Source organism: Pseudoalteromonas distincta (genome assembly GCF_000814675.1).
Taxonomy (GTDB): domain Bacteria; phylum Pseudomonadota; class Gammaproteobacteria; order Enterobacterales; family Alteromonadaceae; genus Pseudoalteromonas; species Pseudoalteromonas distincta.
Window position 1 is genome coordinate 216,934 of the sequence record NZ_JWIG01000001.1, and the last position, 25,714, is coordinate 242,647.

The window sequence follows — 25,714 nt, forward strand, 5'->3', positions numbered from 1 at the left end:
CCAATAAAATAGTTAGATACCACTATTATGCAAAAAACTATCCAACGTTTCTTTGACACGTGTTTTAAGGGTCATATCGAGTGATGATTGCGCTGTTTTAACTTCACAGCCACCGCGCTCAAGAGTGGGCTCTGCCATTAATTGCCAGTTATTATCAATAATGGTTTGTTCGCCGTAACTCTCTCTTATGAGCTCTAAATCTTCGGGGTTTAAATGAATTCGTACTTTTTCTTGCTCGGCATTAAGAGAATCTATACTTTGCTTTAACGTATGTAAAATCACATCTGGCGATGTTTTTACTTCTTGATAAATAACAGCTTCCGCTAACATGCTAGCAAGTTGTACTAATTGCTTTTCAGCTTGTTCATCTACTTTATCTAGCGGTGCAGTAAGTCCCTCTAAAATAGTTTTTAAACTTGTTAACTGCTCTTCAATTAATGGTTTTACGTCATCAAGGCCTTTTGTTTTACCTTGTTCTAAGCCTTCTTTGTAGCCTGCCTCTTTGCCTTCGCCAACGCCTTTTTCAAAACCGTCTATGTAGCCTTGCTCATGACCTTGCTTAAGGCCCTCTTCGTAGGCGTCTTGCCTGATGCGTTCAAGCTCAACCATAGTAAGCGCAGGCAATTCTGGTTCTTGTGGCTCATCAATTGGCATTTCTTCAGCTAATTCTTTTTTATACAGATCACTAAGCGGTGTGCCGTAAGCCGTAGAGCGATTGCCAAAGCTGCTCTCATCTGGTGCTACATCCGGAATAGCCCAGTTTTTTAATAATTCATCTGCTTCTTCAGCCCGAAGTGTGCGTCCTTTGAGTTTGCTCATGGTTTACAGGAACTCCTCGCCACCGCCGCCGCCCAGCTGAATTTCACCTGAGTCAGATAAACGACGCGCTGTTGATAAAATCTCTTTTTGCGCCGCTTCTACTTCGCTTATACGTACCGGTGCCATAGCTTCTAAATCATCAGCAAGCATTTCGGCTGCACGCTTAGACATATTGCCCAGTATTTTGTCTTTAAGCGCATCGTCGGTGCCCTTAATTGCTTTCATTAATACGTCTTGTTGTACTTCTCGCAGGATTGCTTGAATACCACGGTCTTCAACATCCATTAAGTTTTCAAACACAAACATTAAGTCTTGAATTTGCTGCGACATCTCTTCGTCATGTTCACGAATAGAGTCCATTAACTGCCCTTCTACATTGGTATCTAGGTAGTTCATAATATCTGCAGCTGCTTTTAAGCCACCCATTTTAGCGGCTTGTGCACCTGCTTGGCCGGCAAATTGTTTTTCCATAATTTCGTTTAGCTCTTGCAGTGCTGCTGGCTGAACTTCTTCAAGGTTTGCAATACGCATTGTTAAATCTAAACGCACTTTTTCAGGGAACTGAGCAATAATCTCAGCTGACTGTTCTGGCTCTAAATACGATAATACAATGGTTTGAATTTGCGGATGCTCATTACGAATAATGTTTGCTACCTGCTTAGAGTCCATCCATTTTAATGAATCCAAGCCTTTAGCACCTGAGCCCATAACAATTTGGTCAATAAGGCTAGCGGCTTTGTCTTCACCAAGTGCTGCTGTAAGCGCTTTTTTAATAAAGTCTTCTGACTGAAAACCAATGGTACTAAAACTTTGAATTTGTTCTATAAACAAGTTGTGTACAGCGCTAATTTTAGCTTGAGATAAATCCTGTAGCCCAGCCATCGCCATACCCACTTTTTGCACCTGTTTAGGTTCTAAGTGTTTAAGGATTTGCGCGGCATCTTCTTCTGATAAACTCAAAAGTAATATAGCGGCTTTATCTACCCCATCTAGCTTATCAACATCAAAGGCTGGCGGGAGTTGTTTTTGTTCTTGATCAGTCATCTTCTGTTAACCACGCTTTCACTACTTGTGATGATAGTTCTGGTTCGTTAGCTACAAGGGCACGAATTGCTTTGAGTAAATCTTCGTCGCCATGTAAATCCGGTAACTGCAGTGTACCATCACTTGAGAAACCAACCGAAGCAGAATCAAAGTCTTTATTTAGCATATCAAGTGTATTGTCGCCAATGTCTACGCCTGAACTTAATGCATCTTCGTCGTATTCTTCTAGTGTATCGTCTGGGTAAATTAAGCGCTTAAGCATTGGTTTTACTACTGCCATTATCAATACAATGATAACTAAGGCTCCTAGTACAAGGCGGGCTATTTTCATAAACCAGTCTTGTTCCCACAGTGGCACTTCTATTGCTAAATTTGTTGCTTCACGTACAAACGGCACTGTTACTACTTCAAGTGCATCACCACGTTGCATATCAAAACCTACACCACCTTGTAGTAAGCGACGAATATTTGACAATGCCTCTACCGAGCGCGGGGCCATAGTTGTTTCGCCGTTTTCTCCCACTTTAGGGACGTAGTCAACAGCAACTGACACACTTATTCTGCGTATTACACCACTTTGCTGGCGCTTGTGAGAAATTGTTGTATCGAGTTCATAATTACGTGTTGCTTCTTTGTGGCTACGTGTTGGTGACGTAGCTGTGCCTGCGCCACCCTGCCCCGCAACCTCAGGAATGTTTGAGTTTAGCGGTGGTTGATTTGTAAGCGCACCAGGAATACCAACAGCTAAACCACCAATGTTATTTTCTTCAAATGTGGTTTCGCTTCTAACCGCTGGTAGGTCTGGGTTATAACGCTTTTGAGTTTCCTCAACTGAGCTAAAGTCCATGCTCAAATCAACTTGAGCTGTATAGTTTGCAAGCCCAACAACCGGTATTAAAATACTGTCTATTTTTTCTAGATACTCTTGTTCGCGCTTACGTTCTAAATCGTATTCTTTACGAGAGCGTGCTGCTAATGAGCTTTGCGAACCTGAATTTAATAATCGACCATTTTGGTCAGTAACTGTAACACGTGCAGGCTCTAAGCCTTGTACTGCTGAAGCAATCATATCAACAACAGAGTCTACTTCTTCACGGTCAAGTGAGCGGCCACGTTTAAGTGTTAATACAACAGTAGCGGATGGTTTTTTCTCTCTGCGGGCAAATACGTTTTCTTTAGGGATGGCTAACAATACTTTGGCGCGAGTAATGTTATTTAGCTCTTCAATGGTGCGTGCTAATTGCTGTTCACGACCATGTTTTAAACGTTCACGCTCCAAGCGTTGGCTTACACCAAAGCCCATATCTTGCATAATTATGTCAGAGCCAGATGCAGGGCCTTGCTCTAACCCTTCGCGGGTCATTAGCAATTTAATGTTTTGGTATTCGCTTTCATCAACCGATACAACATTGCCATCTAGTTGGTATTCAATTTTTTGCGCATCTAAAAAGTCTAATGTTTGAATAAGCTCTTCTGTTTGCATTTTGCCTAACGGGCGCATATCTGGCTGACGAGCCCAAATAATAATAAAAATCGCGATAGCTAAACAAATAGCCAATGCTATAACCAATGTTACTTGGCGCAATACATCAACACCATTTAAAGCACTTAAGTAGCCTGACTTTTGTTCTTGTTGATCATCACCACCACTTTGGTCAATACCGCCACCAGCAAGTGCTAGGTCTGTAGATTGGTTAGATTGCGCCACAATAATTCTCCACTACCTAATTAAACAGGCATGTTCATGATTTCTTTATAAGCTTCAACAAGTTTATTACGAACCTGTACCGTAGCCTCAAAAGCAACTGACGATTTTTGAGAAGCAATCATCGCCTCAGCAAGGGATACACTTCGATCCCCCATCTCAACTGCTGTTACTTTTTGCGCGGCATCTTGTTGTAATCCGTGCACTGAATTTATTGCATCACTTAGCATGTCGCCAAATTGTGCTGTAGAAGTAGACTGCACCTGAGTTGGCAGTTTATTAGTTTGATTATTACGGCCGGCTTCTAAAGCCATTGATTGCATTTCTTGAAATACAGCACTGTTTTGAATTTTCATAATTTATCTCTGACACGCAGTGAACTCTTATAAGTAATAAAGCACAAAGCATGCCAAATAATTAATCATTAAAATACAATAGGTTAACTTTAATTTGTGTGAGTCAGAGTTTTGACAACCCTAAGCTCGCAGCGCAAACTTAGGGTTTATAGGAGGTTATGCAGGGAGTGAAATACCTAAATCGCGCATTTGCGCTAGTTTATAACGTAAAGTGCGTGGGCTTATGCCCAACGTTTCGGCAACGTCTTTACGCTTACCTTGGCAACGTGCAAGGGTTTCTAAAATAATGCGATGCTCTTTGTCTTTAAGCTCATCTTTATAGCTACCGGTATCCGCCGCTAGTAAACCTTGCTTAGGCTCATCCTCAGCATGCGATTTTTCATCATAATATGCAGAGCTTAGCGTGCTTTTATCAACGCCTTTATCTGCGTGAGCTAATTCTGTTGGCGATACTGTTTGCGCTGGTGCCAATGATGGCTCCATAACAAAGTTATTAGATACTAAGTTTTCGATAAAAATAGCATGCTCGTTTATTGTATCGCCACTTCGCAGTATAAGTGCACGCTGTATAACATTATCAAGCTCGCGCACATTACCAGGCCACGCGTGAGCCAGTAACTTTTGCTCGGCAGCTTTATCTAAATACGCCATAGGCTCCTTGCTTTTACTTATATGGCGCTCAATTAAATGCTTAGCCAATACAATAATATCGCCAGGGCGTTGGCACAATGGACGCCACATTAGTGGAAAAACATTAAGCCTGTAATATAAATCTTCTCTAAACTGATTTTCAGACACGGCTTCTTTTAAATCACGATTACTGGTTGCCAAAATACGTACATCGAGCTGGATTGTTTTACGACCCCCTAAGCGCTCTACTTCACGCTCTTGCAGTACGCGTAAAAGTTTAGCTTGTAGCCCTAAGTCCATTTCAGTAATTTCATCAAGTAAAATAGTGCCGCCTTGTGCTTGCTCAAACTTACCCGGACATGCTTGAATCGCCCCCGTAAAAGCCCCTTTTTCGTAACCAAATAACGTGGCTTCGAGCATATTTTCAGGAATAGCCGCGCAGTTAATCGCTACAAATGGCTCATTACATCGGCTCGACTTATCATGAATATAACGCGCAAGTACTTCCTTACCTGAACCACTTGGGCCAAGTACCATTACACTTGCATCAGAGCGTGCTACTTTACTTGCAAGCTCCAATAATTGAATACTAGTTGGATCAGCAACAACGGGGCCGTCGGTTTCTTTTGCTTTTTCAGGCAAATAACGGCTCACCATATTTAACAGCACTTCAGGTGCAAATGGTTTTGCCATGTAGTCAATTGCACCTAGGCGCATGGCCTCTACCGCATCGTCAATTGTGGCATACGCCGTCATCATCAATACAGGTAAATCAGGGTGGTTTAATTTAATACTGCGTAGTAAATCCAATCCACTCATTGCGCCCATTTGCACGTCGCTTACAACAAGCGAAAATTGATCTTTTTTAAGCAGTAACATTGCTTGCTCAGCACTGCTCGCTGCAACACATTCAATACCCGACATTTCAAGGGTATCTATTAAGGCTTCACGAAGCCCTGCGTCATCTTCGACAACTAAAATAGTGTTACTCATAATGACCCCTCTAATTTAGATGTTGCCTTAATAGGCAATAACAAGCTAAAGCAGGCACCACCCTGCGTATTATTAGTCACATCAACACGGCCTTGGTGCGCACTAGCCACCGAACTCACTACAGCAAGCCCTAAACCTGTGCCCTGACTTTTTGTAGTAAAAAATGGTTCAAAAATTTTATCGCTTTGGCTTAAATCAACACCTGGGCCATTGTCGCTCACACTAATACGAACCATATCTAAATCTTTTAAATCTCTTTGTGCGCTAATTTTTACTTTTGCGCCGCCGCCAATAACTTGAATACTATTGTGCACTAGATTTTGAATAGCACTGGCCAATGCCGTTTTATTACCGACTATTTGTATATCTGGCTCTGGTAAGCTTACATCCAATTCACTTTCATTAAGTGCGACCATCGCATCAGCACCTGCTTTAACTTCAGTTAAAAGCTGCTGCATTGAAACTTGCTCAACAACTTGCTGATCGCCACTTTTAGCAAATAACAGCATGTCGTTTACTTGAGTTTCTAAATCTTTTAAACGCGACATTAACTTTGTTTGAAAATTATCACGAGATGCTTCAGGTAAGCGCTTTGACCCTAAATTAGCAGCGTACAGCATAGCGGCTGAGAGCGGTGTGCGTACTTGGTGCGCTAATGATGCAACCATTTTGCCCAGCGCGCTTAATCGCTGCATATGTGCAACACGTTTTTGTAAGCGACGGGTTTCGGTTAAATCCGTCATTAAAATAAGTTGCCCAGGCTCTGGTGCTAAAGCGGTAATATCAAGCTTTATTAGGCGCCCGTCCTTTAAAGACACTTCATGGCCATCATCTTGATGTGGCCTAAAAGAGCGCTGAATAACATTAAACCAGCGTTCGCCTTCAAGTGGCTCGCCAAGCATATCAATCGCTATTTGATTCGCTTTTGCAATCAACCCTTTGCCATCAAGTACAACCACACCTGCTGGCATGGTATCAACCAAGTGCGAAAGCCAACTTGCTTGCTTGCGCAGATCGCTTAATTCACCAATGTACTCCTCTTGAAGTAAACATGGGTTATACTGATTTGCAGAAAAAAACTGTGGTTTTAGCACGCTAGCAAGGGCCATAATCAAATCTCGAATTGATGTAGATACATGTCTAAATGCACGATTTATACCAATATTTATTTACATATTTATCATTAAGTTACATCAATAATTTGAGCGACATAAAAATGACGCACACAAAAAGGAATAATAATGAGTGAGCAAATAAAGTGCCGTTGCCCGTGGCTCGACACCACTAAACCCGACTACGTTATTTACCATGATGAAGAATGGGGCGTCCCTCTTTATGATGATACAAAGCTGTTTGAATTTATCACCCTTGAATCAGCGCAAGCCGGCTTAAGCTGGTACACAATTTTAAAAAAGCGCAGCGGTTATAAAAAAGCATTTGCTAATTTTGATGTAGATAAAGTGGCACAATTCACACAAGATGACATTGAGAGATTAATGCTTGATGAGGGTATTGTGCGCAATCGCTTAAAAATTGCGGCAACTGTTAACAACGCAAAGTGCTTTATAGAAATACAAAAAGAATTTGGAAGTTTTAGTAACTACCAATGGCAGTTTGTCGATAATAAACCGATTATAAGTAATTTAAATAACGCTGAGGACTACCCAGCAATTACAGAGGCATCAACTGCATTTGCTAAAGATTTAAAAAAACGGGGTTTTAAGTTTTTAGGCCCTACAACGGTTTACGCTCATATGCAGGCCTGCGGTATGGTTAACGATCACAGTAATGATTGTTTTAGAAAAGAAGAAATTATTAAGACTTTTAGTGAGTAAGCGATTTATAACCATAAAAGTGATTAGTTCAAAAAGAGGTTAAGAGATGCTGCGCTTTAGAGAAGTGACGCGTAAGTTGACTATGGCTTTTCATTTACCCTCGTTTTTCTCTTTGTGAAATAACGTTTTATTTAAATGATTAAAAGCTACGCTTTTCACGCGAGCAAAATCTACGTCTACAACAAAAGTAAAAACCGTGTAGGTGCGAATTTACTTCGCGCTCTTGCTAATATTTTTAAGTAAAGCGCGGTATAAAACCGCACCTACAAAACGAGGGATTATTTATCTAATGAGTTTGGCCAATTTATAACTAAACACTGACAGCTGCTTTTAAACCTTAATCTCGTGAAAGATTATACTTTTTCATTTTCTCAACGAGTGTTGTTCTGCGAACCCCTAATATCTCTGCAGCACGTGCTACAACGTAATCATAGCGCTCTAACGCTTGGGTTATTAAGCTAATTTCAAGCTCTGCTAAATAATCTTTAAGTTCAATACCATCATCAGGTAATAACCCACTACCCGTTTGGCTAAACTCAGCGTCAGGCTCACTTTCGTAATCACTAAAGCCTGTACTAAATATGTCGTTAAAGGCGTCTTTTTCCATTAACTCTTCAGGGTATTCTGGCTCGTAGGCTTCAACTTCAATGTAACGATATTTGTTAGGTAAATCAGGAATATCGACCACTTTGTCAGGGAACATAATAACCATACGCTCCACCAAATTAGCAAGCTCACGAATATTACCAGGCCAAGCATGTTCTTTTAAGCTCTCAACTGCGCGCTCTGTAAACTTAGCGGTAGAACCAGTCTGGTCGTTAACACGGCGCATTAACTCTTTTAAAAGCAGCGGAATATCATCAGCTCGTTCACTCAGCGATGGGTTTTCGATAGGGAATACATTTAAACGGTAATATAAATCTTCCCTAAAACTACCCTCTTCAATCATTGTTTCAAGATTACGATGCGTGGCCGCAATAACGCGTACATCAGCCTGAATAGCCTTTGTACCACCAACACGTTCATAGCTGCGTTCTTGCAATACTCGCAGCAACTTAACTTGCATTTGCAGTGGCATATCGCCTATTTCATCTAAAAATAGCGTCCCACCTTGAGCTAGTTCAAAGCGCCCTTTACGAGCCGATATAGCACCAGTAAACGCGCCTTTTTCGTGGCCAAAGAGTTCACTTTCGAGCAGTTCAGCCGGAATAGCACCACAGTTAACAGGTACAAACGGTCCATTAATACGCTTTGAAAGCAAGTGTACATTACGGGCAACCACTTCTTTACCTGTGCCTGACTCGCCTAAAATTAAAACATTAGCATCGGTTTTTGCCACTTGTTCAATTAAAAAGCGAACATCTTTTACGGCCTCTGTTTCACCAACAAGTCCATCAAAAATTTTATGTGGTTTACTATGCTTATGCTCATTAGGCAGCATGCGCTGATACTGCTGGCAATCGTGAAGTAACTGCGTTGTCACTTCGTGATTAAATGGCTCGCAAATAAGCCCCACTACATTAGCGATACTTAATAGTGGTTTTAGCGTTTCGCCAATTAATAAAAACGGTAATGTTGGATAGCGTTTAATTAAGCTTTCGTGGTCCAGTGATTGCAACGCTCCTAAAATAATCATGCATTCTTGCTGCTGAAATTTTTTGCATTCTTGTTCAAAGCAGTCTTCGCTTAATAGTTGGACAGCTTCACCAATAAAGCCAAGTGAAGCATTTAATCCTATTGCGCGGTTGTTATTATTATCTAAAATCAAGATCATATTTAGCGAGCCGTACTTTCACTAATTTGTATAATTAGTTAAATTGTAAGCCAGTTCAGCATGGATGCAAGTGATAGCGGCAGTTTTTTGACATAAACGCCAAAAAACAGACGGGCTAGTTAAGTCAATCATACTTAACAGTTAATCATTAAGTATGGGTTATAGTTTTAACTTAGTTATTACCTAGCTATAACTTAGCTCTAAAAATTAATTTACTCGGCTATAAAAATGCTATTGTTAGTAAATAAACTCAATTATAAATTTAAGTTGAAGTTACAAATGCCGATATATAAATAAGTGAAAATGCTTGGCATTAATATTGCTTTATTCTTGTAAAAATATAAAAGCTTTATTAAATTTTCATATCAGTTTTATATAGAGTTTTTTATATTAGCTTTCACATAATTTTATTGTTTTAAATTTTAGGATCTTCCCATGGCTCATGTCTCAGTAAAAAAATACGGTCAAGTTCGTGCCAGTAGTATTGCCGAAATGGCTCCTTACGAACAAATAAACCTTATATTCAGTAATATTATCGGTCGCTTAGCAGCAACAAAAGGGTTTATTGAGCGCAAAGAAATAGCAAAAAAAGGTGAAAATATTTCAGCCTGTGTTTTATTATTTGGTGCACTGCAAGACGCACTTAATTTAGACGTAGAGCAAGACCCTAGTATTTCTAATAATTTATTGGCGCTTTACGATTACTGCCAACGCCGTTTAACGCAAGCGAACATAAACAACGATATTGAAGCAATTGTGGAAGTATCAAGTATTGTTAAAGAAATTAAAGAAGGTTGGGATAACATCCCGCTAGATCAACGCAGCCCTGCAGTTTAATTTAAATTATGGAATCGTCAACATCTTCAGAGCCACCAACAAACTACTCTGAGCTCATAAAAACGTTGCTTAGTAAAATTGAAGTGTTAGTAAATGATAATAATGCAGACGAAGCTCAGCCTCTTTTAGGCACTTTAAATACTGAACTAAAGCAATGGTGCGAAAGTAGCGAAGGTCCAAGCGCAGAGCAATTAGAATTAATTCAGCTTCGTATAAATACTATTTTAGTTAAAGCGAATAGTGCAAAAAACGAATCATCAAAAGCTATTATTAAACATAAAAAATCAGGAAAGGCGATTAAAGCTTATAAAGCAAGTCGTTAAAATCTACTCAAATAGAAAACATAAAAAAACCGTTTTAAATAACGGTTTTTTATGTTTTCTTAGTTTAGCTATTAATTTAATATCATATTTATCTACTAAGAGTTATCTCGTACTACGCCTGGCATATTCTCTAATTGTGCTTGAACGTAACTGCTGGTGTTATTGAGGCTGGCGACAAGTAAATCCATCGCATTGTATTGAGCGTATAATCGAGAGGATAGTGATTCCATTTTACTGGCAAGGCTCACGCGCTGATCATCTATGTCATCGAGTTGATTTGTTTTACTATCAATCCGGTTTTGGATAATACCATCGGAGTCTGTATAAAAGCTTAACTTTTCGTCAAACGATTGTGCAAAGCCATCATCGTCGTCACCTACAAAAAACTGCTGCACTAAATTTACATCTGCATCTATTTGCTCATCTAGTGTTTCTGTATTTAGGGTTAAAACACCGTAGCGATCTGTTTCAACACCTAATTGCGAAAGCGATAGTGAGTTGCCATTACCTAAATCAACGGGATTTGTTATTTCGCTACGAAGCTTCGACATAACACCACGAAGTAGTGAGTCACCAGCCATAACGCCTGCGCCACCTTCGCCGGAAGCACCCAAGTTATTACTCAACTCTAATAGTTCGTTGTAACTTGTAATAAAGCTATTTAAACCTGTTTTAATATTATTATTGTTTTCGGTAACCGATATATCGCTTAAGTCGTCGTCAGTGGCATGCAACTTTTTAGCGGTAATATCCACGCCATCAATCACATTAGTAAATTCATTCGTATTACTTGATACAGTTAACGTACCATCAATTGTTATTTGCGCATTTTGTGCAGCATTAACTTGCGTTAAATTAGTTGTATGATTAGCAGGGTCTGCGTCTGATACATCATAAGCTAGTCGAGATAACCCGCCTGTATCAGTGTTATTACCATCACCGTCTTGTACTGTAATTGTTATAGCGTTGTCTTCACCGGTTTCTTTACTTGTGAGCACTAAATGCTGACCAGTATCACTAGTTACTATAGTGGCAATAACAGAGTCATTGCTATCACTGCCAGTAAAAGGGCCGTTATTAATTTGATCGCGTAAATCTTCTAATGTATTTGTAGCCGATAAAACAGTAGAGAAACTATTTGCACCAGAACCTATCGTAATTACGCCAGCTCCAATTGCCTCGTCTGCTGCAAATGCGGGGGAAGATAATTTATGAGCCTGTGCTAGTGCATCCACTTTTACGTTGTAGCTACCAGGCTGCGCCTCTTTATCTGAGCTAATAGATATAAAACTATCACTGCCTGATGTATTGCGTTGCTGATAATTATCATTATCACCTAGTGCTTCCATTGAGGTTTGTACTTTTTCGAGCGCAGCCTTAAGTGCACCAACAGCAGAAATATCAGTTGTTAATTTACCTTCTGTAGTATTTAAACGAGCTTCAGCAGGGGCTTGCTCAGCATTAACTAGCGCATCAACAATATCTGATACTGCTAACCCAGAACCTAAACCAGTAAATGAAATCGCCATGCTACACCTCTTAAATACTTAAAAACTAACTTAACTCTTAATAATTAACACTTGAAAGTGAATATTTTGAGCTGATTACTAAGCTGTTTGATCAATTAAAATTCCAGCAGATTCAGACAATTTAGAAACCAAGCTTAATACTTCCTCAGAAGGATACTGCTTAATAACTTCGCCGCTGTCTTTATCAAGCACTTTAATCACATCGCGACCTGAATCTTCATCGACCTTGAATTGCAAACTGCGATTCATTTCGCCCATAAAATCTTGCAATTGTTGCGCCATTTGTTCGAGCTGTTCACGCTCTAACGGCTGAGTTGTTACATCTTGGTTATTTTTTTCGTATTGATTTTGCTGTAATCGTTGTTGATTTTGAGTATCAGCTTGCTTTACATCGTCAACGGCACGTTCAGTTAGCGAACTAGCCGCTTGACCGACTACTTTATCTTCACCCGCTAGCGGGGTTGGTAATGTAACTTCTGCATTGGAATTAATAGTATTCATAACAGATTCCTATTTTTCACTTAATTAAATCAACAATAGCTCAATTAAAACCCTTAAACCACAAAAGGAGATAGCTAAAGCCACCTCCTTTTTTGTGAAACTAATACTGACTTTATGTACTAGCTAACCATTAAGCTATTACTTTAACTTATTAACCTAATAAGCTAAGTGCTGCTTGTGGTAACTGATTCGCTTGCGACAAGATTGAAGTACCTGCTTGTTGCAAGATTTGATTTTTAGTCATTTGCGCTGTTTCTGTTGCAAAATCTGTATCTTGAATACGGCTACGTGACGCAGACACGTTCTCTTGAATATTTGCTAAGTTACTAATAGTATGATCAAAACGGTTTTGGATTGCACCTAAATCGGCACGTTGATCGTCTATCATCGCTATTGCATTATCTATTATAGCTAGAGCATCTTGAGAACCTGCTTGTGTACCAATATTTACTGTATCAACAGAAATAACTGAGCTAGCAACTTCAGTATCTGTTGCTGCTAGTAACGCATCTGAAGCTTCTGCTTTAAACGAAGTAGATGAATTTAATTGAATAGCGCCATATATACGAGCACTGTCATCAGTCGCGCCAATAGCGCCACTAGTTAATGTAATTGGTGCTTGTGTCGAGTCTGTTCCATCATAACCTTGAGCAGTTATATCTAGTGTTGTTGAAGCGTCAGCAGTAGCATTGGTAGAATCATTTTGAGCATTGAAGTTCAAAATTTCTATATCTTCGCCTGTATCGCTTGTGATTATAAACTCATTATTCTCAATTTTTGCAGATACACCATGGTCTGTTGTTCCAGCATTAATTGCTTCAACCAATGCCAAGCGATCTCCATCAGCAGTACCCGTAGCTGTAGCGGTTACTGTCTCAGTATTTAAATCAAAACTATAGCTACCGAATGTATGGTTTGCTGAGTCAGCATCTGAAGTGTCTGAACTAGGAATAGTTCCTAGCTCTAAAGTCGCTTGAGTTTTCGCCTGAGCAGAAACACCTGTAGTATCGGCTGCAGCGTTAATAGCTTTAGCTGCATCGCTTGCACTTGAGCCTGCTGCTATGGCAACTTCAACAGCATCTCCACCTCGCCCTGTGATAGTGTATGTTTGATCAGTAATATCATGAGCTCCGCTTAAATCAGCTGCCTGAGCAGATGCTGAACCATACCCTGTTGTAGAGCTTTGTAGATTAACTTGGTTAGAGCCTATATCTTCAGCCGCAACACTCGAAAGTGATAAGTTGATAGTTTCATTTGCATTAGCACCCACTTGAAATGCTTTACTACCAAAACCACCATTTAGTAACTGCTGACCACCAAACGAAGTTGTATCTGCAATACGTGTCAACTCAGACTGTAAAGCTGATACTTCTTTTTGCAATGAAGCGCGCGCATCTGCTGAGTTTGAGCCATTCGCTGATTGCAGTGCTAGCTCACGCATACGTTGTAAAATACTTGTAGACTCTTGCATCGCACCTTCGGCAGTTTGTGCCATAGAAATACCATCGTTAGCATTACGTTGTGCTACACCTAAACCGTTTATTTGTGATGTTAAACGGTTTGAAATTTGCAGGCCTGCTGCATCATCTTTCGCGCTATTAATACGCATACCTGATGATAAACGTTCCATTGAAGTCGCTAAGTCTGAACCTGATTGCGATAGGTTACGTTGAGCGTTTAATGAAGATACATTTGTGTTTACTGAAATCATAATAAAACTCCTGATTACTTTCGTAATGTTGCTATTTTAATTTAACCAAGAGCTGTCACAAATGTATGCTCAGCTCCGTACTGATTAAGTTAACGGCAGGAGATAAATTATCTTTAGAAGTATTTTAGAAATAAATTAGTTTATTTACTTAAAAAAAGCTAACTGACTGTTTTAAATGATTAGTTATTCTAAATGGATTAAAAATACGATTTGAATATTATGCTTTTAGTGATTTTAACAACCTAAAAACAAAAAACGCACTTAATTTGAAGTGCGTTTATAAAGCCTCTTATTCGTTACACTAATAATTAACCACCTAACAAGCTAATTGCTGCTTGTGGTATTTGGTTTGCTTGTGAAAGTATTGACGTACCTGCTTGTTGTAATATTTGATTTTTAGTCATTTGAGCCGTTTCTGTAGCAAAATCTGTGTCTTGGATACGGCTACGAGATGCAGATACATTTTCATGGATATTTGCAAGATTGCTAATCGTATGACTAAATCTATTTTGGGCTGCACCTAAATCAGCACGTTGGTCATCTATCATCGCTATTGCATTATCTATAATAGCTAGAGCATCTTGAGAACCTGCTTGTGTAGCAATATCAATTGTATCAACAGAAATAACTGAGCTAGCAAGTTCACTATTATCAATTTCAGCTAATAAGACACTAGATGCTTCAGCTTTAAATGATGTAGATGAATTTAATTGAATAGCACCATAAATACGAGCTGTATCATCAGTCGTTCCATCACCACTAGTTATTGTAATAGGTGTTAATTCATCAGTCCCGTCATAGCCCTGTGTTGTTACTTTTAATGTAGTTGATGCATTTGTATCTGGTCCGCCATCAACACCATTTTTAGCATTAAAGTTTTCAATGTTAATATCTTCGCCAGTATCACTACTAAGTATAAACTCATTGTTTTCAATTTTTGCAGATACTCCGTGATCAGATGTACCCGCATTAATTGCTTCTACCATTGCATCGCGGTCTAGAGTTGGATCGTTTTGACTTACAAAAGAAACAGGCTGACCGTTTAGTTCGAACGAGTAACTACCATAAGAAGGACTCGCAGGATCAGTAGCTGTGTCTGATGTTGGAAGCGATCCTAATTCTAATTTAGCTTGAGTTCTGGCTTGCGCGGTCACGCCTGTACTGTCTGAAACCGCATTAATAGCTTTTGCAGCATCCTTTGCACTCGACCCTGCTGTTATAGCAATCTCAACAGCATCTCCACCTCGTCCTGTAATAGTATATGTTTGAGCATCAATATCGTGTGGAACGTCTGTTGTTAAATCCTGCCCAACATCCGACGCAGCGCCATAACCTGTTGCAGAGCTTTGCAAATTAATCTGACTTGAGCCAATATCTTCTGCCGCTACACTTGAAAGTGACAAATTAATAGTTTCATTAGCATTAGCACCTACCTGAAACGCTTTAGAGCCATAGGTACCATTTAGAAGTTGCTGACCACCAAAAGAAGTTGTTTCGGCAATACGAGTTAATTCTGATTGTAATGCAGAGACTTCTTTTTGTAATGCAGCTCTTGCGTCAGCAGAATTGGAGCCATTGGCAGATTGTAAAGCAAGCTCACGCATACGTTGTAAAATATTAGTAGACTCTTGCATAGCACCTTCGGCTGTTTGCGCCATTGAAATACCATCATTAGCATTTCGCTGAGCAACGGCTAGGCCATTAATTTGTGACGTCAATCTGTTTGAAATTTGTAGACCTGCGGCATCATCTTTTGCGCTATTGATACGCATACCTGATGATAAACGCTCCATCGAAGTTGCTAAGCCTTCACCTGATTTATTAAGGTTACGTTGTGCGTTTAGTGACGACACATTAGTATTTACTGTTAATGCCATTTTACCATCTCCTAGGTTTAAACAGAGTGTGGTTCAACACGATTTAACAGGAACCACTGTTCGATAATTTCTTATAATAAGAAAAGCATTTACTGTGCCAACTTTAATTTATTTTTAAGTTGTTGTTTTTAATTGAAAATATATAATTCATTGACTTGTAAATAAAGAGTGAAGTTATTTAGAAAGGAGGGTGACATTTTTTTGCCGCAATTATGTAGCAAGTTTTTGCCGCGATTTTGTAGATAGTTATTGCCGCTTTAAAGTAGGTAAAGCGGCAAGCTATTTCTGCTTATAATCTGCTTATAAGTAATCGAATAATGAAAGGTTAGTTAAACGGCCAAAAGTTGCTTGCGATGCTTGCAGTGCCGTTTCTTGTTTGGTTAGTTCGCTAATAGCTTCTGCCATATCAACTTCAACTAAGTTAGAGCGATTACTTTTATTTTGAATATCGAGTGCTAAGTTTGAATCACTTACTCTTTCAAGTGCATTCATACGCCCACCTAAACTTGCTTGGGTAAACACGACTTGCTCACTGGCGTTTTGTAATTGCACTAAGCCATCAGCAAGTACTTGCTGAAAGTCATCACCTTCAAGTGTGCCATCGTTAAGGCCGGTAATAAGTGCTTGTAGTGTATTAAGTACGTTTTCTTTATGTGGTTTTTCAAGGCTAAAATCGAGTTGGCCAGGCGCACTACCCTCAAATTGAATTTTCATACCTGCAAATTCAATTGTATCATCTGTAACTTCACCAGTTTGAGGCGGGGTAAGCGACACGCCATCTTGTAAAATTTCATATGTATCTGGATCGTTTGTTGTCGCACCAGCGGTTGTAACTACACTAAAAGTATTTGCTGTAGATGAAACTGGAGTCGTTGGATCAGCATTGTATTGAGCTTGATGGAACTTATCGAACTCGGCTTGGCCATCAACATAAACAGTGCCTTTAGTAATATTATTTGCAGGTGTTGTTGTTGGTATGTCTGCTTTATTATCGAGTACATTTAGTCTGGCATCTGTTTTTTCAAACGTATCAAAGCCGTTATCACTCGCCTTAATTGATACACCTTCAGCTATAGTTATTTGGTGCTGACCCTGGTCGCCATTATAGGTGTACTCACCCGCTGCAGAATCAAACTGATACGGCTGCGTGCTGTCTTGGTATCCTGAAAATATGAATTTTCCATCTTCTGATCGGGTGTTCATTAAGTTAGCTAACGTTTGTTGAATGCCGCTAAGTTCTGATGCAAACGTCTTTAAATCGTCTTTAGTGTACGCACCATTACCCGCCTGAATAGTGAGCTCTTGCGCTTGTTGAATATTACTATTTATGCTTTGTAATACGCTTTCTTCTGTTTCTAGGCGGCCATTTAGCTGATCGATATTTTTAGTGTATTGCTCATTCGTTTGTATTTTATTTGAATACAGCATAGCTTGCGAAATAGCAGCTGGCGCTTCTGAGGTGGTTAAATACTTTTCACCTGTTGTTACTCGCTCTTGAGCATTTGCAACACCTTGTTGGTTGTCGAGTATTTTATTTATGTTGTTTTGGTACATTAAATTATTTGATAAACGCATAATTACCTCGCCGCATTTAATAAGGTGTCAAAAATTTCTTGAGCTGCTGCTAAAACTTGTGCTGATGCTGAATATGATTGTTGAAAACGCAGTAAATTTGCGGCCTCTTCATCAAGGTTTACACCCGATAACGACTCGTACCATGCCTCAGATTGCTGTGCTAGAGCATCAAATGCAGCCCCACTTGTGATTGCTTGGCCAGTTATAACACCTATATCACTCACTAATCCTGAATAAGCTTGGTTGAACGTTTTATGGTTATCGGCCGTTGCTGTTGTTTCTACATTTAAACGGACTAACTCGCCATTCTGTAAGTCAGCTAATTTTAAACCATTGCGGTTATCGTCAAAGCCGCCTTCGTTAAACTCAAGTGTAAAGGTGTCGCCTGTTGCTGGTGTGCCTTCTATATCAAAGTCAAAACCATATGAATCATAAGGGGCACCAAGACCTGCTAAAACGTTTTTACCTGGGGGCGCTATAGTTACTGCCACATCAGTGCCACTACCATCGCTAATTAAATAATCATTGGTACCTGTAGCTTTAACAATTTTAATATCACCATTAGCAAGTACTGGTGGATTAACTGGTATAGGCGGTGTAGTGAGAGGTGTTTCTAAAGTAAATCCACCTGAAATAACGCTACTAACTGTACCCACTGAAATAGTTGCAGTACCTGTATTATCTATACTGTTAGATGTACGGATAGGTGAAGCTAATGCTAAATCTTCTGCGCGCCCTGTTGCAAGCGTGATGCTAGAAGCCGAGTCGGAATTAAGTTTAATTTGAAACTGATCTCCCACGTTACCTGTTTTGGTTGTATCTATATTTAATTGTAGTCCGAAGGAGTCTTTTACCGTTGCTAACACTTCTGATGTTGTAGCTGTTGCCGCTTGATAAGGGACTGCATTTCGAATATCGTCTGCATTTATGATCCCATCAGCTGGGATATCTGCAACTGATGGATCACCTAGCGGCTCGCCTTTATTATCTACTGGTTGAATAGAAACCGATGTCGCACTGGTATAAGTAATAATAAAGTCACTAGCAGGAAGTTCACTGCCTTTACCGGGCTCTACAGTTGCAGTCATACCAGCATCACCAGTATTCGCTTGATACGCATAAGCGCCAACGGTAGGTATATTAAAAATATTACCCCCTAGCTGGCCCGTTGCATCCATACCCAATTTGTTTTGCTCGTTAAATGCGTCGGCTATCGCTAAGCCCATTTGACCAATTTGGTTTTGCGCAGGGACTAATATGTCATCTCTAAAAGCAAGTAAGCCGCCAATTTTGCCTTTAAGCTTACTTACATCAACTTCAAGCGGCACTGCTTTGCCACCATTAACGTCAAGCGTGAATTCTTTAAAATTAGGATCAGGATCCCCCGTCATCGAAAATAAGTTAAATGCGCCATTTTGCATAACAACCGCTTCGCCTGTGCCCATAAAAACGAGTTTTTCGCCATTTGGACCATCAAGCGTTTCTATGTCTATTAGCTCAGATAAGTCGCGTATTGCTTTATCGCGTTCGTTATAGGTAGAGCTCGCATCTGCGGCGTTATTAGTGCCATTAACTGCTGCAATATTTTGATTTAGCGTGCTAATACTTTGAATGAGTGAGTTTGCTTCATCTGAAAATATTTCGAGCTGCTCGTTTACTATACTTTTTTGATCAAGCACGATGCCCGAAAGCCTATCCATTTGATCAATTAAGCTTTGCGCATCTGTCATTACTAATGAGCGAGCAACAGTAGATGAGGGCTGATTTAGCGCTTCTTGCACATTATTAAATAAAGAGTTAATACCAGTCGAAAGGTTGTTCGACTCTTCAGAAAAAATAGTATCAACTCGATTAGCCTCAGTAATAAACTGATCGAAAAACGATTTATTAGAGGTGTCACGATTTAGCTGCGACTGAGCAAACTCGTTTAGTAATCGGTATGTTTCGCCTCGCCCTACTTGGTTGTCAACCATAGTAGTAAACTCTGTACGCTCACGCACATAGCCTTCGGTATTTACATTGGCGATATTTTTACTTGTCGTTTGCAGTAGCTCCGAGCTTGATCTAACCCCAGAACTGGCAATGTTTAATAAATTAAACGACATGTTACTCTACTCCTTGGCGGATCACGTTTGCCGCAATGTCTTTTAGCTGACTGCTATTGAGCACTTTTTTTATTTTGCTGGCGTAATTTGGATCGGTTGCATAACCTGCTTTTTGTAATGAATCTAAAAAGTCGTTTGGTTTAGCTGTATTTTGTAATGCTTCTTTGTAGCGTGGGTTTTGCGTTAAAAAATCAACGAAGTCGTTCACGCTGTCTTTAATTGAGTCGTAGGCTCTAAAGCTGGCTTGTTTTTTAACGGGTGTACCTTGCTCAAACTCAAGCGTTATTTTGCTTGCTTTATCGCCTTCCCAGCTTTTATCTGACTTAATATTAAATAAGTTATTTGAGCTGCCACCGTCACTTTTGTTAATAATGTGCTTACCCCAACCGGTTTCAAGTGCCGCTTGTGCAACCATTACCGCTGGGTTTAAACCAATTTTTTGCGCTGCAGTTTTAGCGTGTTCCCACACTGAACTTACAAACTCTTCTGCATTTTTAAATGTTGGGCTATCAGCTTTAGCCTCTGAAGTATCGACTTTAGGCTCAGCAATATCGGCTTTAGTACTCTTAACGATAAGATCGGGTTGCTTATTTTTTTGCTCATGAGGAAGAGCAGAACCGACTTGCGTATCGCTAAAAATATCGTTGGTTGTTCTAAGCACCGAGCCTGGCATAAAGTTTTTAGACTCAGGCGATAACTGCTGAACTATTAAATCGGCAAGGCCTAACGAGCCATTTGATGAAAGCTCTGTTGAAAGTTGCTGATCGTGCATTTCTTCAAAAAACTTTACGCCACTTGAATTAAATGGGCTGTCTTTGTCTTCAAACGCTTCGTTAGCTTTGCGCATTCCTTTGAGCAACATTTGCGTAAAAATAGCTTCAAATTGTGCGGCCGCTTTTTTGAGCGCAGCTTTAGAGGCATCAGTTGATGCATCGCCACTCGTTAAGGCTTCTTTACGAAGTGAATCTAAGTTGCCTAAATCAAAAAAGTTTTGTTTATCGAGATGATTAGTTTCCATCGGCTTTTTGACACAAAATGAATAATGCAGTTAAAAATGCAAAAATTGAGCCACTACCGATAAAACAAGGAAGATAAAAATAATAAACTTAAGTTGCTGTAAATAAAAAGCCCTAATTTCACAAATATAGGGCTTAAGTAATACGTTATTTATTGGCTTGCTTTTTTAAATAACAACCAACTGTCCGTTAATTGCGCCGGCTTCTTTTAGCGCTTCTAAAATAGCCATTAAGTCACCAGGCGCTGCGCCTACTTCGTTAATTGCGCGAACTAAATCGTCAAGGCTTACGCCTGGATTAAATACAAAGGCACGAGAGTCGTCTTGGTTTACATCAATAATACTTTGCTGCGTGACAACTGTATCACCGTTTGCTAGCGGATTTGGTTGTGACACGTTTTGTTGTTCTGCAATTGTTACTGTTAAGCCACCGTGAGTTATAGCCGCAGGCTGAAGCTTAACGTTTTTGCCAATCACAATTGTACCCGTGCGCGAGTTAACTATAATTTTAGCGGCCATGTCAGCTGGCTTAAATTCTAAATTTTCGAGTGTTGATAAGTACGATACACGCTGGGATGCATCGCGTGGTGCTATAACACGAATAGAAACAGAATCTATTGCTTGTGCGCTATTTGGGCCAACTAAGTCATTAATTGTTTTTTCTAGGCGTTTTGCCGTTGTAAAGTCTGGGCGGTTTAAATTAAAAGTAATGTAATCGCCTTGCATAAATGGGCTTTCCACGGCGCGCTCAACTGTAGCGCCATTTGGTATACGACCAACTGTAGGCGTGTTAATTACAACTCTACTGCCATCAAGACCTTGTGCGCCTAAGCCACCGACAATTAAACTACCTTGTGCAATTGCATACACGTTACCGTCTACACCTTTTAAAAAAGTTTGTAGTAAAGTACCGCCACGTAAGCTGCCTGCACTACCAATAGAAGAAACCGTAATATCTATTGTTTGCCCGGGCTTTCTAAATGCAGGTAATTCTGCATGTACAGCAACAGCGGCAACATTTTTAATTTTAGGACTTTGAGTTGAAGGTAGCGTAATACCAAAGCTGTTCAACATGCCTCTAAAACTTTGTTGTGTGTATGAGTTTTGCTCGCCGGTGCCCGGTAAACCAACCACTAAGCCATAACCGACTAATTGGTTGGAGCGTACGCCTTCAACCATAGACACATCTTTTATGCGCTCAGCACTGGCAGTAAACTGCCAACCTAATAACACAACTAAACATAAAGCTTTAAGGCTATTCATGTTGTTACCCTCTAAAATGGAAACAGCGAACTGCTAAAGAAACGTGTAAGCCAACCAGGACTTTGCGCCTCTTGCGTTTGCCCTTTACCTGAGTATTGAATACGTGCATTAGCGATACGATTTGATTCAACCGTATTATCGGCGCTTACGTCTTGAGGGCGTACTAGCCCTTCTAAACGAATAAACTCTTCGCCAGTATTAAGCGTTAGCCATTTTTCGCCGCGTATAACTAAGTTACCGTTAGGTAAAACGCGCATAACATTAACCGAAATATCGCCTACTAAGCTGTTTGACTGGTTTGATTTTGAATCACCCGTAAACGACGAATCACTACCAATACCAAACTGAATGCTATCGCCACCTATGTTTACTGGTAGACCACCTAACCCAATAACGGGATCTAAGCTTGCGTCAGTTTCTTTGTCTGTTTCTGTTTTAGCGGCTTTTGTTGCTTGAGTAGACTCTTGCAATTTAACCGTAATTATATCGCCAGTACGTAGCGCTTTTTTATCAGAATATAAGTCGTTTGATGTATGAGTATTAAACAGTGAACCTGTGGCTACCAGCGGCTCTAAAATAGGCTCGGGGTACATAGGTGCATAGTAAGGGTCGTCCTGCACTACCTCACTATTTTGCGTAGACATACAGCCACTTAAAAATAATGTGCCCGCTGCAAATAAAATAATATTACGCATAATTCCCCCTATTCTATTAAAGCTGTTGATTGATATAACTCATCATTTCGTCAACGGCCGAAATTACTTTTGAGTTCATTTCGTAAATACGCTGAGTTTCTATTAGATTTACCAGCTCTTCAGTCACATTTACGTTTGAAGTTTCGAGTGAGCCTTGAATAATACTACCTAACCCTTCAACACCAGGATTACCTTGTACCGGCGCACCACTTACAGCGGTTTCGGTATAAAGGTTTTGACCAATTGGCTCAAGGCCCGATGGATTAATAAAGTCACTAATAGTCAGCTGACCAATTACAACGTTATCGGCTTGGCCTGCAACACGTACAGATACTTCGCCGTCTTGCGACACCGTAATTGATTGCGCGTCATCAGGTACATTCATTTCTGGCTGAATAACGTAACCTGCGCCCGATGTTACAATTCGTCCATCGCCATCGGTAGTAAACTGACCATTGCGCGAGTAAGCAATATTGCCATCTGGTTGCAGTACTTCAAAAAAACCTTCGCCAGAAATCATCCAATCTAGTGAGTTTTCGGTGGTCAACATGTTGCCTTGCGTAAACTCTTTTTGGTTAGCTACAACTTTAGCACCCGCACCTAACATTAAGCCCGACGGCATTTCGGTATCTTGCGATGAACGACCACCCGGTTGATTAATATTTTGATAAAGTAAATCTTCAAATATAGCGCGGCTTTTTTTGTAACCTACGGTACTCGCATTCGCTAAATTATTTGAGATAACCGATATATCGGTTTGTTGAGCGTCTAGCCCAGTTTTACTGATCCACAATGCTGGATTCATAATCGTGTCCTCATTTTAAAGTTAAACTATGCGTAATAACTGATCTTGACGCTCGTCAATTTCTTCAGCTGTTTTCATTAATTTCACTTGTAATTCAAATTGGCGCTGGTGGCTTATCATGTCGACCATTTCGTGAACAGGGTTCACATTCGACATTTCAAGCGAACCACTTAAAACTTTTACATTGGCAGAGGTATCTACTGTTACATTTGCTTTTGGTCTAAATAAACCATCGTTACCTTTTTCGAGCTGTGAGCTATTTGCTTCTACCACTCTAAGCGTGTCGATTTCTTCTAAAAAGTTAGCGGGAGCGCCTTGTGGTCGAACTTGAATAGCGCCATCTTGGCTAAACCCTATTTTTTCGACTGGGACGGGTAAAATAACAGGTCCCCCTTCGCCAATAACTTGACGACCATGGCTGGTTACGAGCATGCCTTGAGCAGTAACGTTTAACGTACCCACTTTTGTGTAAGCTTCATTACCGGAGGCATCTTGCACAGCAAGCCATGCGTTATCGCTCATTGCGATATCTAAGTCTCGCCCGGTTTGAACAATGCCACCCGATACCATGTTTGAACCCGGACGCTCTTGCATTGAAAATACACGTGTAGGCAAACCTTCGCCAAACGCTTGCATAGAACGCGCCTGGGCAAAGTCGGCTTTAAATCCTGTTGTATTTGCATTCGCCAAATTATTGGCTTTAAGCGCAAGCCCTTGTAGGCTTTGCTTAGCGCCAGAGGCCGCAATGTAGACCATTTTGTCCATAGTATCGACTCACATAAAAAATCTCTGAACTTATAAATGCAAAATAGGTGCCAGATTAAATTTGACGCAACATTGAGAGGTTTTTAGAAGGGCTTACAAAGAGGACTTACAAAAAAGGCTGCAAAAGTGCAGCCTAATATATTTAATGGGGTTTAGCTTATCGAATCTGCAAAATACTTTGCTGAATAGTTGAGTTAACTTCAAGCGCACGTGAGTTTGCTTGGTAATTACGCTGTGCAGTAATTAAGTCTACAAGTTCAGTGGTTAAATTAGTATTTGATTGCTCAAGTGCTGATGAGTTGATCGATCCTAAAGTACCCGATCCCGGCTCACCTGCAATAGGCTCACCCGATGTTAAGCTTTTTTTCCACGCAGTATCGCCAACTTGCTGCAACCCCTGTGAGTTTGAAAAGCGTACCATAGCAACTTGGCCTAAAAATGATGTATCACCATTGCTATATGAGGCTACAATTTTACCATCTGTACCAATGTCAATTCCGGCTAAACGACCAACAGTAGCACCATCTTGCTCAAGCGCTTTTACTTCAAAATTACTAGCGTATTGAGTAGGCACTTTATTTGCGGTACCAGTTTCATCACGCCAATTAACTTCGATATCTGCAGGAAAGCTTGCACCATTCGTTAATAAATCAGAAAGGCCTGCTGTACCGGAGGCTGCATCACCTCCAATTATCGAAATAGGATTAAAAGTATTCGCTACATTATTTACGACTGGATCACCTGTTGTTGACGGTACGCCACTCGAGTCAAAGCCTAGGGTTGTTAAAGGTACATAAGGCGTAGTCCCATCTTGAAGCACGCCATTTTCTCCAAAACTGTCACCATCAAGGGTAGTATAAACATCCCACTTATTTGCGTCAGTCGCAGTTGCGGTGTCATCACGTTTCACAAAAAACAACTGTAAAACATGTGGCTCACCTAGTGAGTCATAAACTGTAGTAGATGTAGAACTATTGTAAGTAGCACTTTCATCTGGATTAAATGGGAGCGTTGGGGACTCGACTCGCGAATCTAAATTAAATGAGCTATACACACTTGTTGTTGCGCGTGGTGAACCTGAAGAGTCAGGTATTTGCAAGGCGGATGAAGTACTTAAGCTTACTGACGTTGTATTACCTGTTGCTTCGTCAACGGGGAAACCTTGTAAAAAATTACCTTTAGCATCAACTATGAAATTATCTTGGTTTAACTTAAATGCACCTGCACGTGTATATGTTAAATCTTGCGAAGATAAATCGTCTGTCATCGCAAAATAACCTTCACCAGTGATTGCTAAATCAAGTGAGTTATTTGTAAATTGTAGTGAGCCTTGATGAAACTGTTGTGCAACCATTGTCGCTTGTACACCATCACCATTTTTAGTCTTACCAGAGCTAAATACAGATGAAGCGTAAACATCGGCAAACTCAGCGCGCGACTCTTTAAAACCTGTTGTATTTACGTTTGCAATATTATTTGCAGTTACGTCTAAATCTTTTTGTGCGGCAGCTAGGCCGGTTAATGCAATATTGAAGCTCATAATTCACCTCTAACCTG

22 protein-coding genes are annotated in these 25,714 nt (G+C 40.2%); 3 read left to right on the forward strand and 19 right to left on the reverse strand.

Going from position 1 to position 25,714, the window contains the following annotated elements; all coding sequences use genetic code 11:
• Positions 1-12: 12 nt before the first annotated feature.
• The 6 genes from fliH to QT16_RS01030 all read right to left on the reverse strand — a co-directional run bounded on the left by fliH (position 13) and on the right by QT16_RS01030 (position 6,656).
• A complete protein-coding gene (gene fliH / locus QT16_RS01005; protein ID WP_039484622.1) occupies positions 13-819 on the reverse strand; it encodes a flagellar assembly protein FliH in 807 nt (268 codons plus the stop codon).
• Positions 820-822: 3 nt separating this feature from the next.
• Entirely contained in the window at positions 823-1,863 is a 1,041-nt protein-coding gene (gene fliG / locus QT16_RS01010) for a flagellar motor switch protein FliG (protein ID WP_007581881.1), read from the reverse strand.
• A complete protein-coding gene (gene fliF, locus QT16_RS01015) occupies positions 1,856-3,571 on the reverse strand; it encodes a flagellar basal-body MS-ring/collar protein FliF (RefSeq protein ID WP_039484629.1) in 1,716 nt (571 codons plus the stop codon). Before fliF ends, fliG begins: the two co-directional genes overlap by 8 nt.
• Positions 3,572-3,591: 20 nt before the next feature.
• A complete protein-coding gene (fliE, locus tag QT16_RS01020; RefSeq protein ID WP_039484631.1) occupies positions 3,592-3,924 on the reverse strand; it encodes a flagellar hook-basal body complex protein FliE in 333 nt (110 codons plus the stop codon).
• Between the two features lie 156 nt (positions 3,925-4,080).
• Entirely contained in the window at positions 4,081-5,547 is a 1,467-nt protein-coding gene (locus QT16_RS01025; RefSeq protein WP_039484634.1) for a sigma-54-dependent transcriptional regulator, read from the reverse strand.
• Positions 5,544-6,656, reverse strand: coding sequence for a sensor histidine kinase (locus QT16_RS01030; RefSeq protein WP_007581877.1), 1,113 nt, complete (start codon positions 6,654-6,656; stop codon positions 5,544-5,546). The genes QT16_RS01025 and QT16_RS01030 overlap by 4 nt, the downstream gene beginning before the upstream one ends.
• Positions 6,657-6,788: 132 nt before the next feature.
• Here QT16_RS01030 and QT16_RS01035 point away from each other — a divergent pair, with 132 nt between their 5' ends.
• Positions 6,789-7,382 carry a DNA-3-methyladenine glycosylase I gene (locus tag QT16_RS01035; protein ID WP_039484638.1) on the forward strand — a complete coding sequence of 198 codons (594 nt, stop codon included), beginning with the start codon at positions 6,789-6,791 and terminating at the stop codon, positions 7,380-7,382.
• Positions 7,383-7,719: 337 nt separating this feature from the next.
• Here the strand turns inward: QT16_RS01035 and QT16_RS01040 are convergent, their stop codons facing one another.
• Positions 7,720-9,156 (reverse strand): sigma-54 dependent transcriptional regulator, encoded by a 1,437-nt coding sequence (locus tag QT16_RS01040; protein ID WP_039484642.1) that lies wholly within the window; start codon positions 9,154-9,156, stop codon positions 7,720-7,722.
• 435 nt (positions 9,157-9,591) lie between these two features.
• On the opposite strand from QT16_RS01040, the gene fliS reads away from it, so the two are divergent.
• Together fliS and QT16_RS01050 are read left to right on the forward strand one after the other, a co-directional pair.
• A complete protein-coding gene (gene fliS, locus QT16_RS01045; protein ID WP_039484646.1) occupies positions 9,592-9,993 on the forward strand; it encodes a flagellar export chaperone FliS in 402 nt (133 codons plus the stop codon).
• 8 nt (positions 9,994-10,001) lie between these two features.
• On the forward strand, positions 10,002-10,316 hold the full coding sequence (locus tag QT16_RS01050; RefSeq protein ID WP_039484650.1) for a hypothetical protein: 315 nt from the start codon (positions 10,002-10,004) through the stop codon (positions 10,314-10,316).
• A 95-nt stretch (positions 10,317-10,411) separates the two neighbouring features.
• Here QT16_RS01050 and fliD read toward each other — a convergent pair whose 3' ends face one another.
• The 12 genes from fliD to flgE all read right to left on the reverse strand — a co-directional run bounded on the left by fliD (position 10,412) and on the right by flgE (position 25,697).
• Positions 10,412-11,845 carry a flagellar filament capping protein FliD gene (gene fliD / locus QT16_RS01055; protein ID WP_039484656.1) on the reverse strand — a complete coding sequence of 478 codons (1,434 nt, stop codon included), beginning with the start codon at positions 11,843-11,845 and terminating at the stop codon, positions 10,412-10,414.
• A 78-nt stretch (positions 11,846-11,923) separates the two neighbouring features.
• Positions 11,924-12,346 carry a flagellar protein FlaG gene (locus tag QT16_RS01060; RefSeq protein WP_039484659.1) on the reverse strand — a complete coding sequence of 141 codons (423 nt, stop codon included), beginning with the start codon at positions 12,344-12,346 and terminating at the stop codon, positions 11,924-11,926.
• Positions 12,347-12,497: 151 nt separating this feature from the next.
• Positions 12,498-14,060, reverse strand: coding sequence for a flagellin (locus QT16_RS01065; RefSeq protein WP_039484662.1), 1,563 nt, complete (start codon positions 14,058-14,060; stop codon positions 12,498-12,500).
• Positions 14,061-14,365: 305 nt separating this feature from the next.
• Complete coding sequence (locus tag QT16_RS01070) at positions 14,366-15,934, reverse strand: flagellin (protein ID WP_039484665.1); 1,569 nt, start codon at positions 15,932-15,934, stop codon at positions 14,366-14,368.
• A 300-nt stretch (positions 15,935-16,234) separates the two neighbouring features.
• Positions 16,235-17,509: a flagellar hook-associated protein FlgL gene (gene flgL, locus QT16_RS01075; RefSeq protein WP_039484669.1), complete on the reverse strand. Its 1,275-nt coding sequence runs from the start codon at positions 17,507-17,509 to the stop codon at positions 16,235-16,237.
• A 2-nt stretch (positions 17,510-17,511) separates the two neighbouring features.
• A complete protein-coding gene (gene flgK, locus QT16_RS01080) occupies positions 17,512-19,614 on the reverse strand; it encodes a flagellar hook-associated protein FlgK (RefSeq protein ID WP_039484671.1) in 2,103 nt (700 codons plus the stop codon).
• Between the two features lies 1 nt (position 19,615).
• Positions 19,616-20,632: a flagellar assembly peptidoglycan hydrolase FlgJ gene (gene flgJ, locus QT16_RS01085; RefSeq protein ID WP_039484674.1), complete on the reverse strand. Its 1,017-nt coding sequence runs from the start codon at positions 20,630-20,632 to the stop codon at positions 19,616-19,618.
• A 165-nt stretch (positions 20,633-20,797) separates the two neighbouring features.
• Positions 20,798-21,892: a flagellar basal body P-ring protein FlgI gene (locus QT16_RS01090; RefSeq protein WP_039484677.1), complete on the reverse strand. Its 1,095-nt coding sequence runs from the start codon at positions 21,890-21,892 to the stop codon at positions 20,798-20,800.
• A gap of 11 nt (positions 21,893-21,903) precedes the next feature.
• The gene (gene flgH, locus QT16_RS01095; RefSeq protein WP_002959418.1) at positions 21,904-22,587 is read right to left on the reverse strand and encodes a flagellar basal body L-ring protein FlgH; all 684 of its coding nucleotides are present in this window, start codon (positions 22,585-22,587) and stop codon (positions 21,904-21,906) included.
• A gap of 16 nt (positions 22,588-22,603) precedes the next feature.
• The gene (gene flgG, locus QT16_RS01100; RefSeq protein ID WP_002959420.1) at positions 22,604-23,392 is read right to left on the reverse strand and encodes a flagellar basal-body rod protein FlgG; all 789 of its coding nucleotides are present in this window, start codon (positions 23,390-23,392) and stop codon (positions 22,604-22,606) included.
• A 21-nt stretch (positions 23,393-23,413) separates the two neighbouring features.
• A complete protein-coding gene (locus QT16_RS01105; protein ID WP_007581863.1) occupies positions 23,414-24,157 on the reverse strand; it encodes a flagellar basal body rod protein FlgF in 744 nt (247 codons plus the stop codon).
• A 157-nt stretch (positions 24,158-24,314) separates the two neighbouring features.
• Positions 24,315-25,697: a flagellar hook protein FlgE gene (gene flgE, locus QT16_RS01110; protein ID WP_039484682.1), complete on the reverse strand. Its 1,383-nt coding sequence runs from the start codon at positions 25,695-25,697 to the stop codon at positions 24,315-24,317.
• Positions 25,698-25,714: the final 17 nt, after the last annotated feature.

Coding starts and splice junctions, on each gene's coding strand:
- fliH (WP_039484622.1), bottom strand. CDS start 819: ATGAGCAAACTCAAAGGACGCACACTTCGGGCTGAAGAAGCAGATGAA.
- fliG (WP_007581881.1), bottom strand. CDS start 1,863: ATGACTGATCAAGAACAAAAACAACTCCCGCCAGCCTTTGATGTTGAT.
- fliE (WP_039484631.1), bottom strand. CDS start 3,924: ATGAAAATTCAAAACAGTGCTGTATTTCAAGAAATGCAATCAATGGCT.
- QT16_RS01025 (WP_039484634.1), bottom strand. CDS start 5,547: ATGAGTAACACTATTTTAGTTGTCGAAGATGACGCAGGGCTTCGTGAA.
- QT16_RS01030 (WP_007581877.1), bottom strand. CDS start 6,656: ATGGCCCTTGCTAGCGTGCTAAAACCACAGTTTTTTTCTGCAAATCAG.
- QT16_RS01035 (WP_039484638.1), top strand. CDS start 6,789: ATGAGTGAGCAAATAAAGTGCCGTTGCCCGTGGCTCGACACCACTAAA.
- QT16_RS01040 (WP_039484642.1), bottom strand. CDS start 9,156: ATGATCTTGATTTTAGATAATAATAACAACCGCGCAATAGGATTAAAT.
- fliS (WP_039484646.1), top strand. CDS start 9,592: ATGGCTCATGTCTCAGTAAAAAAATACGGTCAAGTTCGTGCCAGTAGT.
- QT16_RS01050 (WP_039484650.1), top strand. CDS start 10,002: ATGGAATCGTCAACATCTTCAGAGCCACCAACAAACTACTCTGAGCTC.
- fliD (WP_039484656.1), bottom strand. CDS start 11,845: ATGGCGATTTCATTTACTGGTTTAGGTTCTGGGTTAGCAGTATCAGAT.
- QT16_RS01060 (WP_039484659.1), bottom strand. CDS start 12,346: ATGAATACTATTAATTCCAATGCAGAAGTTACATTACCAACCCCGCTA.
- QT16_RS01070 (WP_039484665.1), bottom strand. CDS start 15,934: ATGGCATTAACAGTAAATACTAATGTGTCGTCACTAAACGCACAACGT.
- flgL (WP_039484669.1), bottom strand. CDS start 17,509: ATGCGTTTATCAAATAATTTAATGTACCAAAACAACATAAATAAAATA.
- flgK (WP_039484671.1), bottom strand. CDS start 19,614: ATGTCGTTTAATTTATTAAACATTGCCAGTTCTGGGGTTAGATCAAGC.
- flgJ (WP_039484674.1), bottom strand. CDS start 20,632: ATGGAAACTAATCATCTCGATAAACAAAACTTTTTTGATTTAGGCAAC.
- QT16_RS01090 (WP_039484677.1), bottom strand. CDS start 21,892: ATGAATAGCCTTAAAGCTTTATGTTTAGTTGTGTTATTAGGTTGGCAG.
- flgH (WP_002959418.1), bottom strand. CDS start 22,587: ATGCGTAATATTATTTTATTTGCAGCGGGCACATTATTTTTAAGTGGC.
- flgG (WP_002959420.1), bottom strand. CDS start 23,392: ATGAATCCAGCATTGTGGATCAGTAAAACTGGGCTAGACGCTCAACAA.
- QT16_RS01105 (WP_007581863.1), bottom strand. CDS start 24,157: ATGGACAAAATGGTCTACATTGCGGCCTCTGGCGCTAAGCAAAGCCTA.
- flgE (WP_039484682.1), bottom strand. CDS start 25,697: ATGAGCTTCAATATTGCATTAACCGGCCTAGCTGCCGCACAAAAAGAT.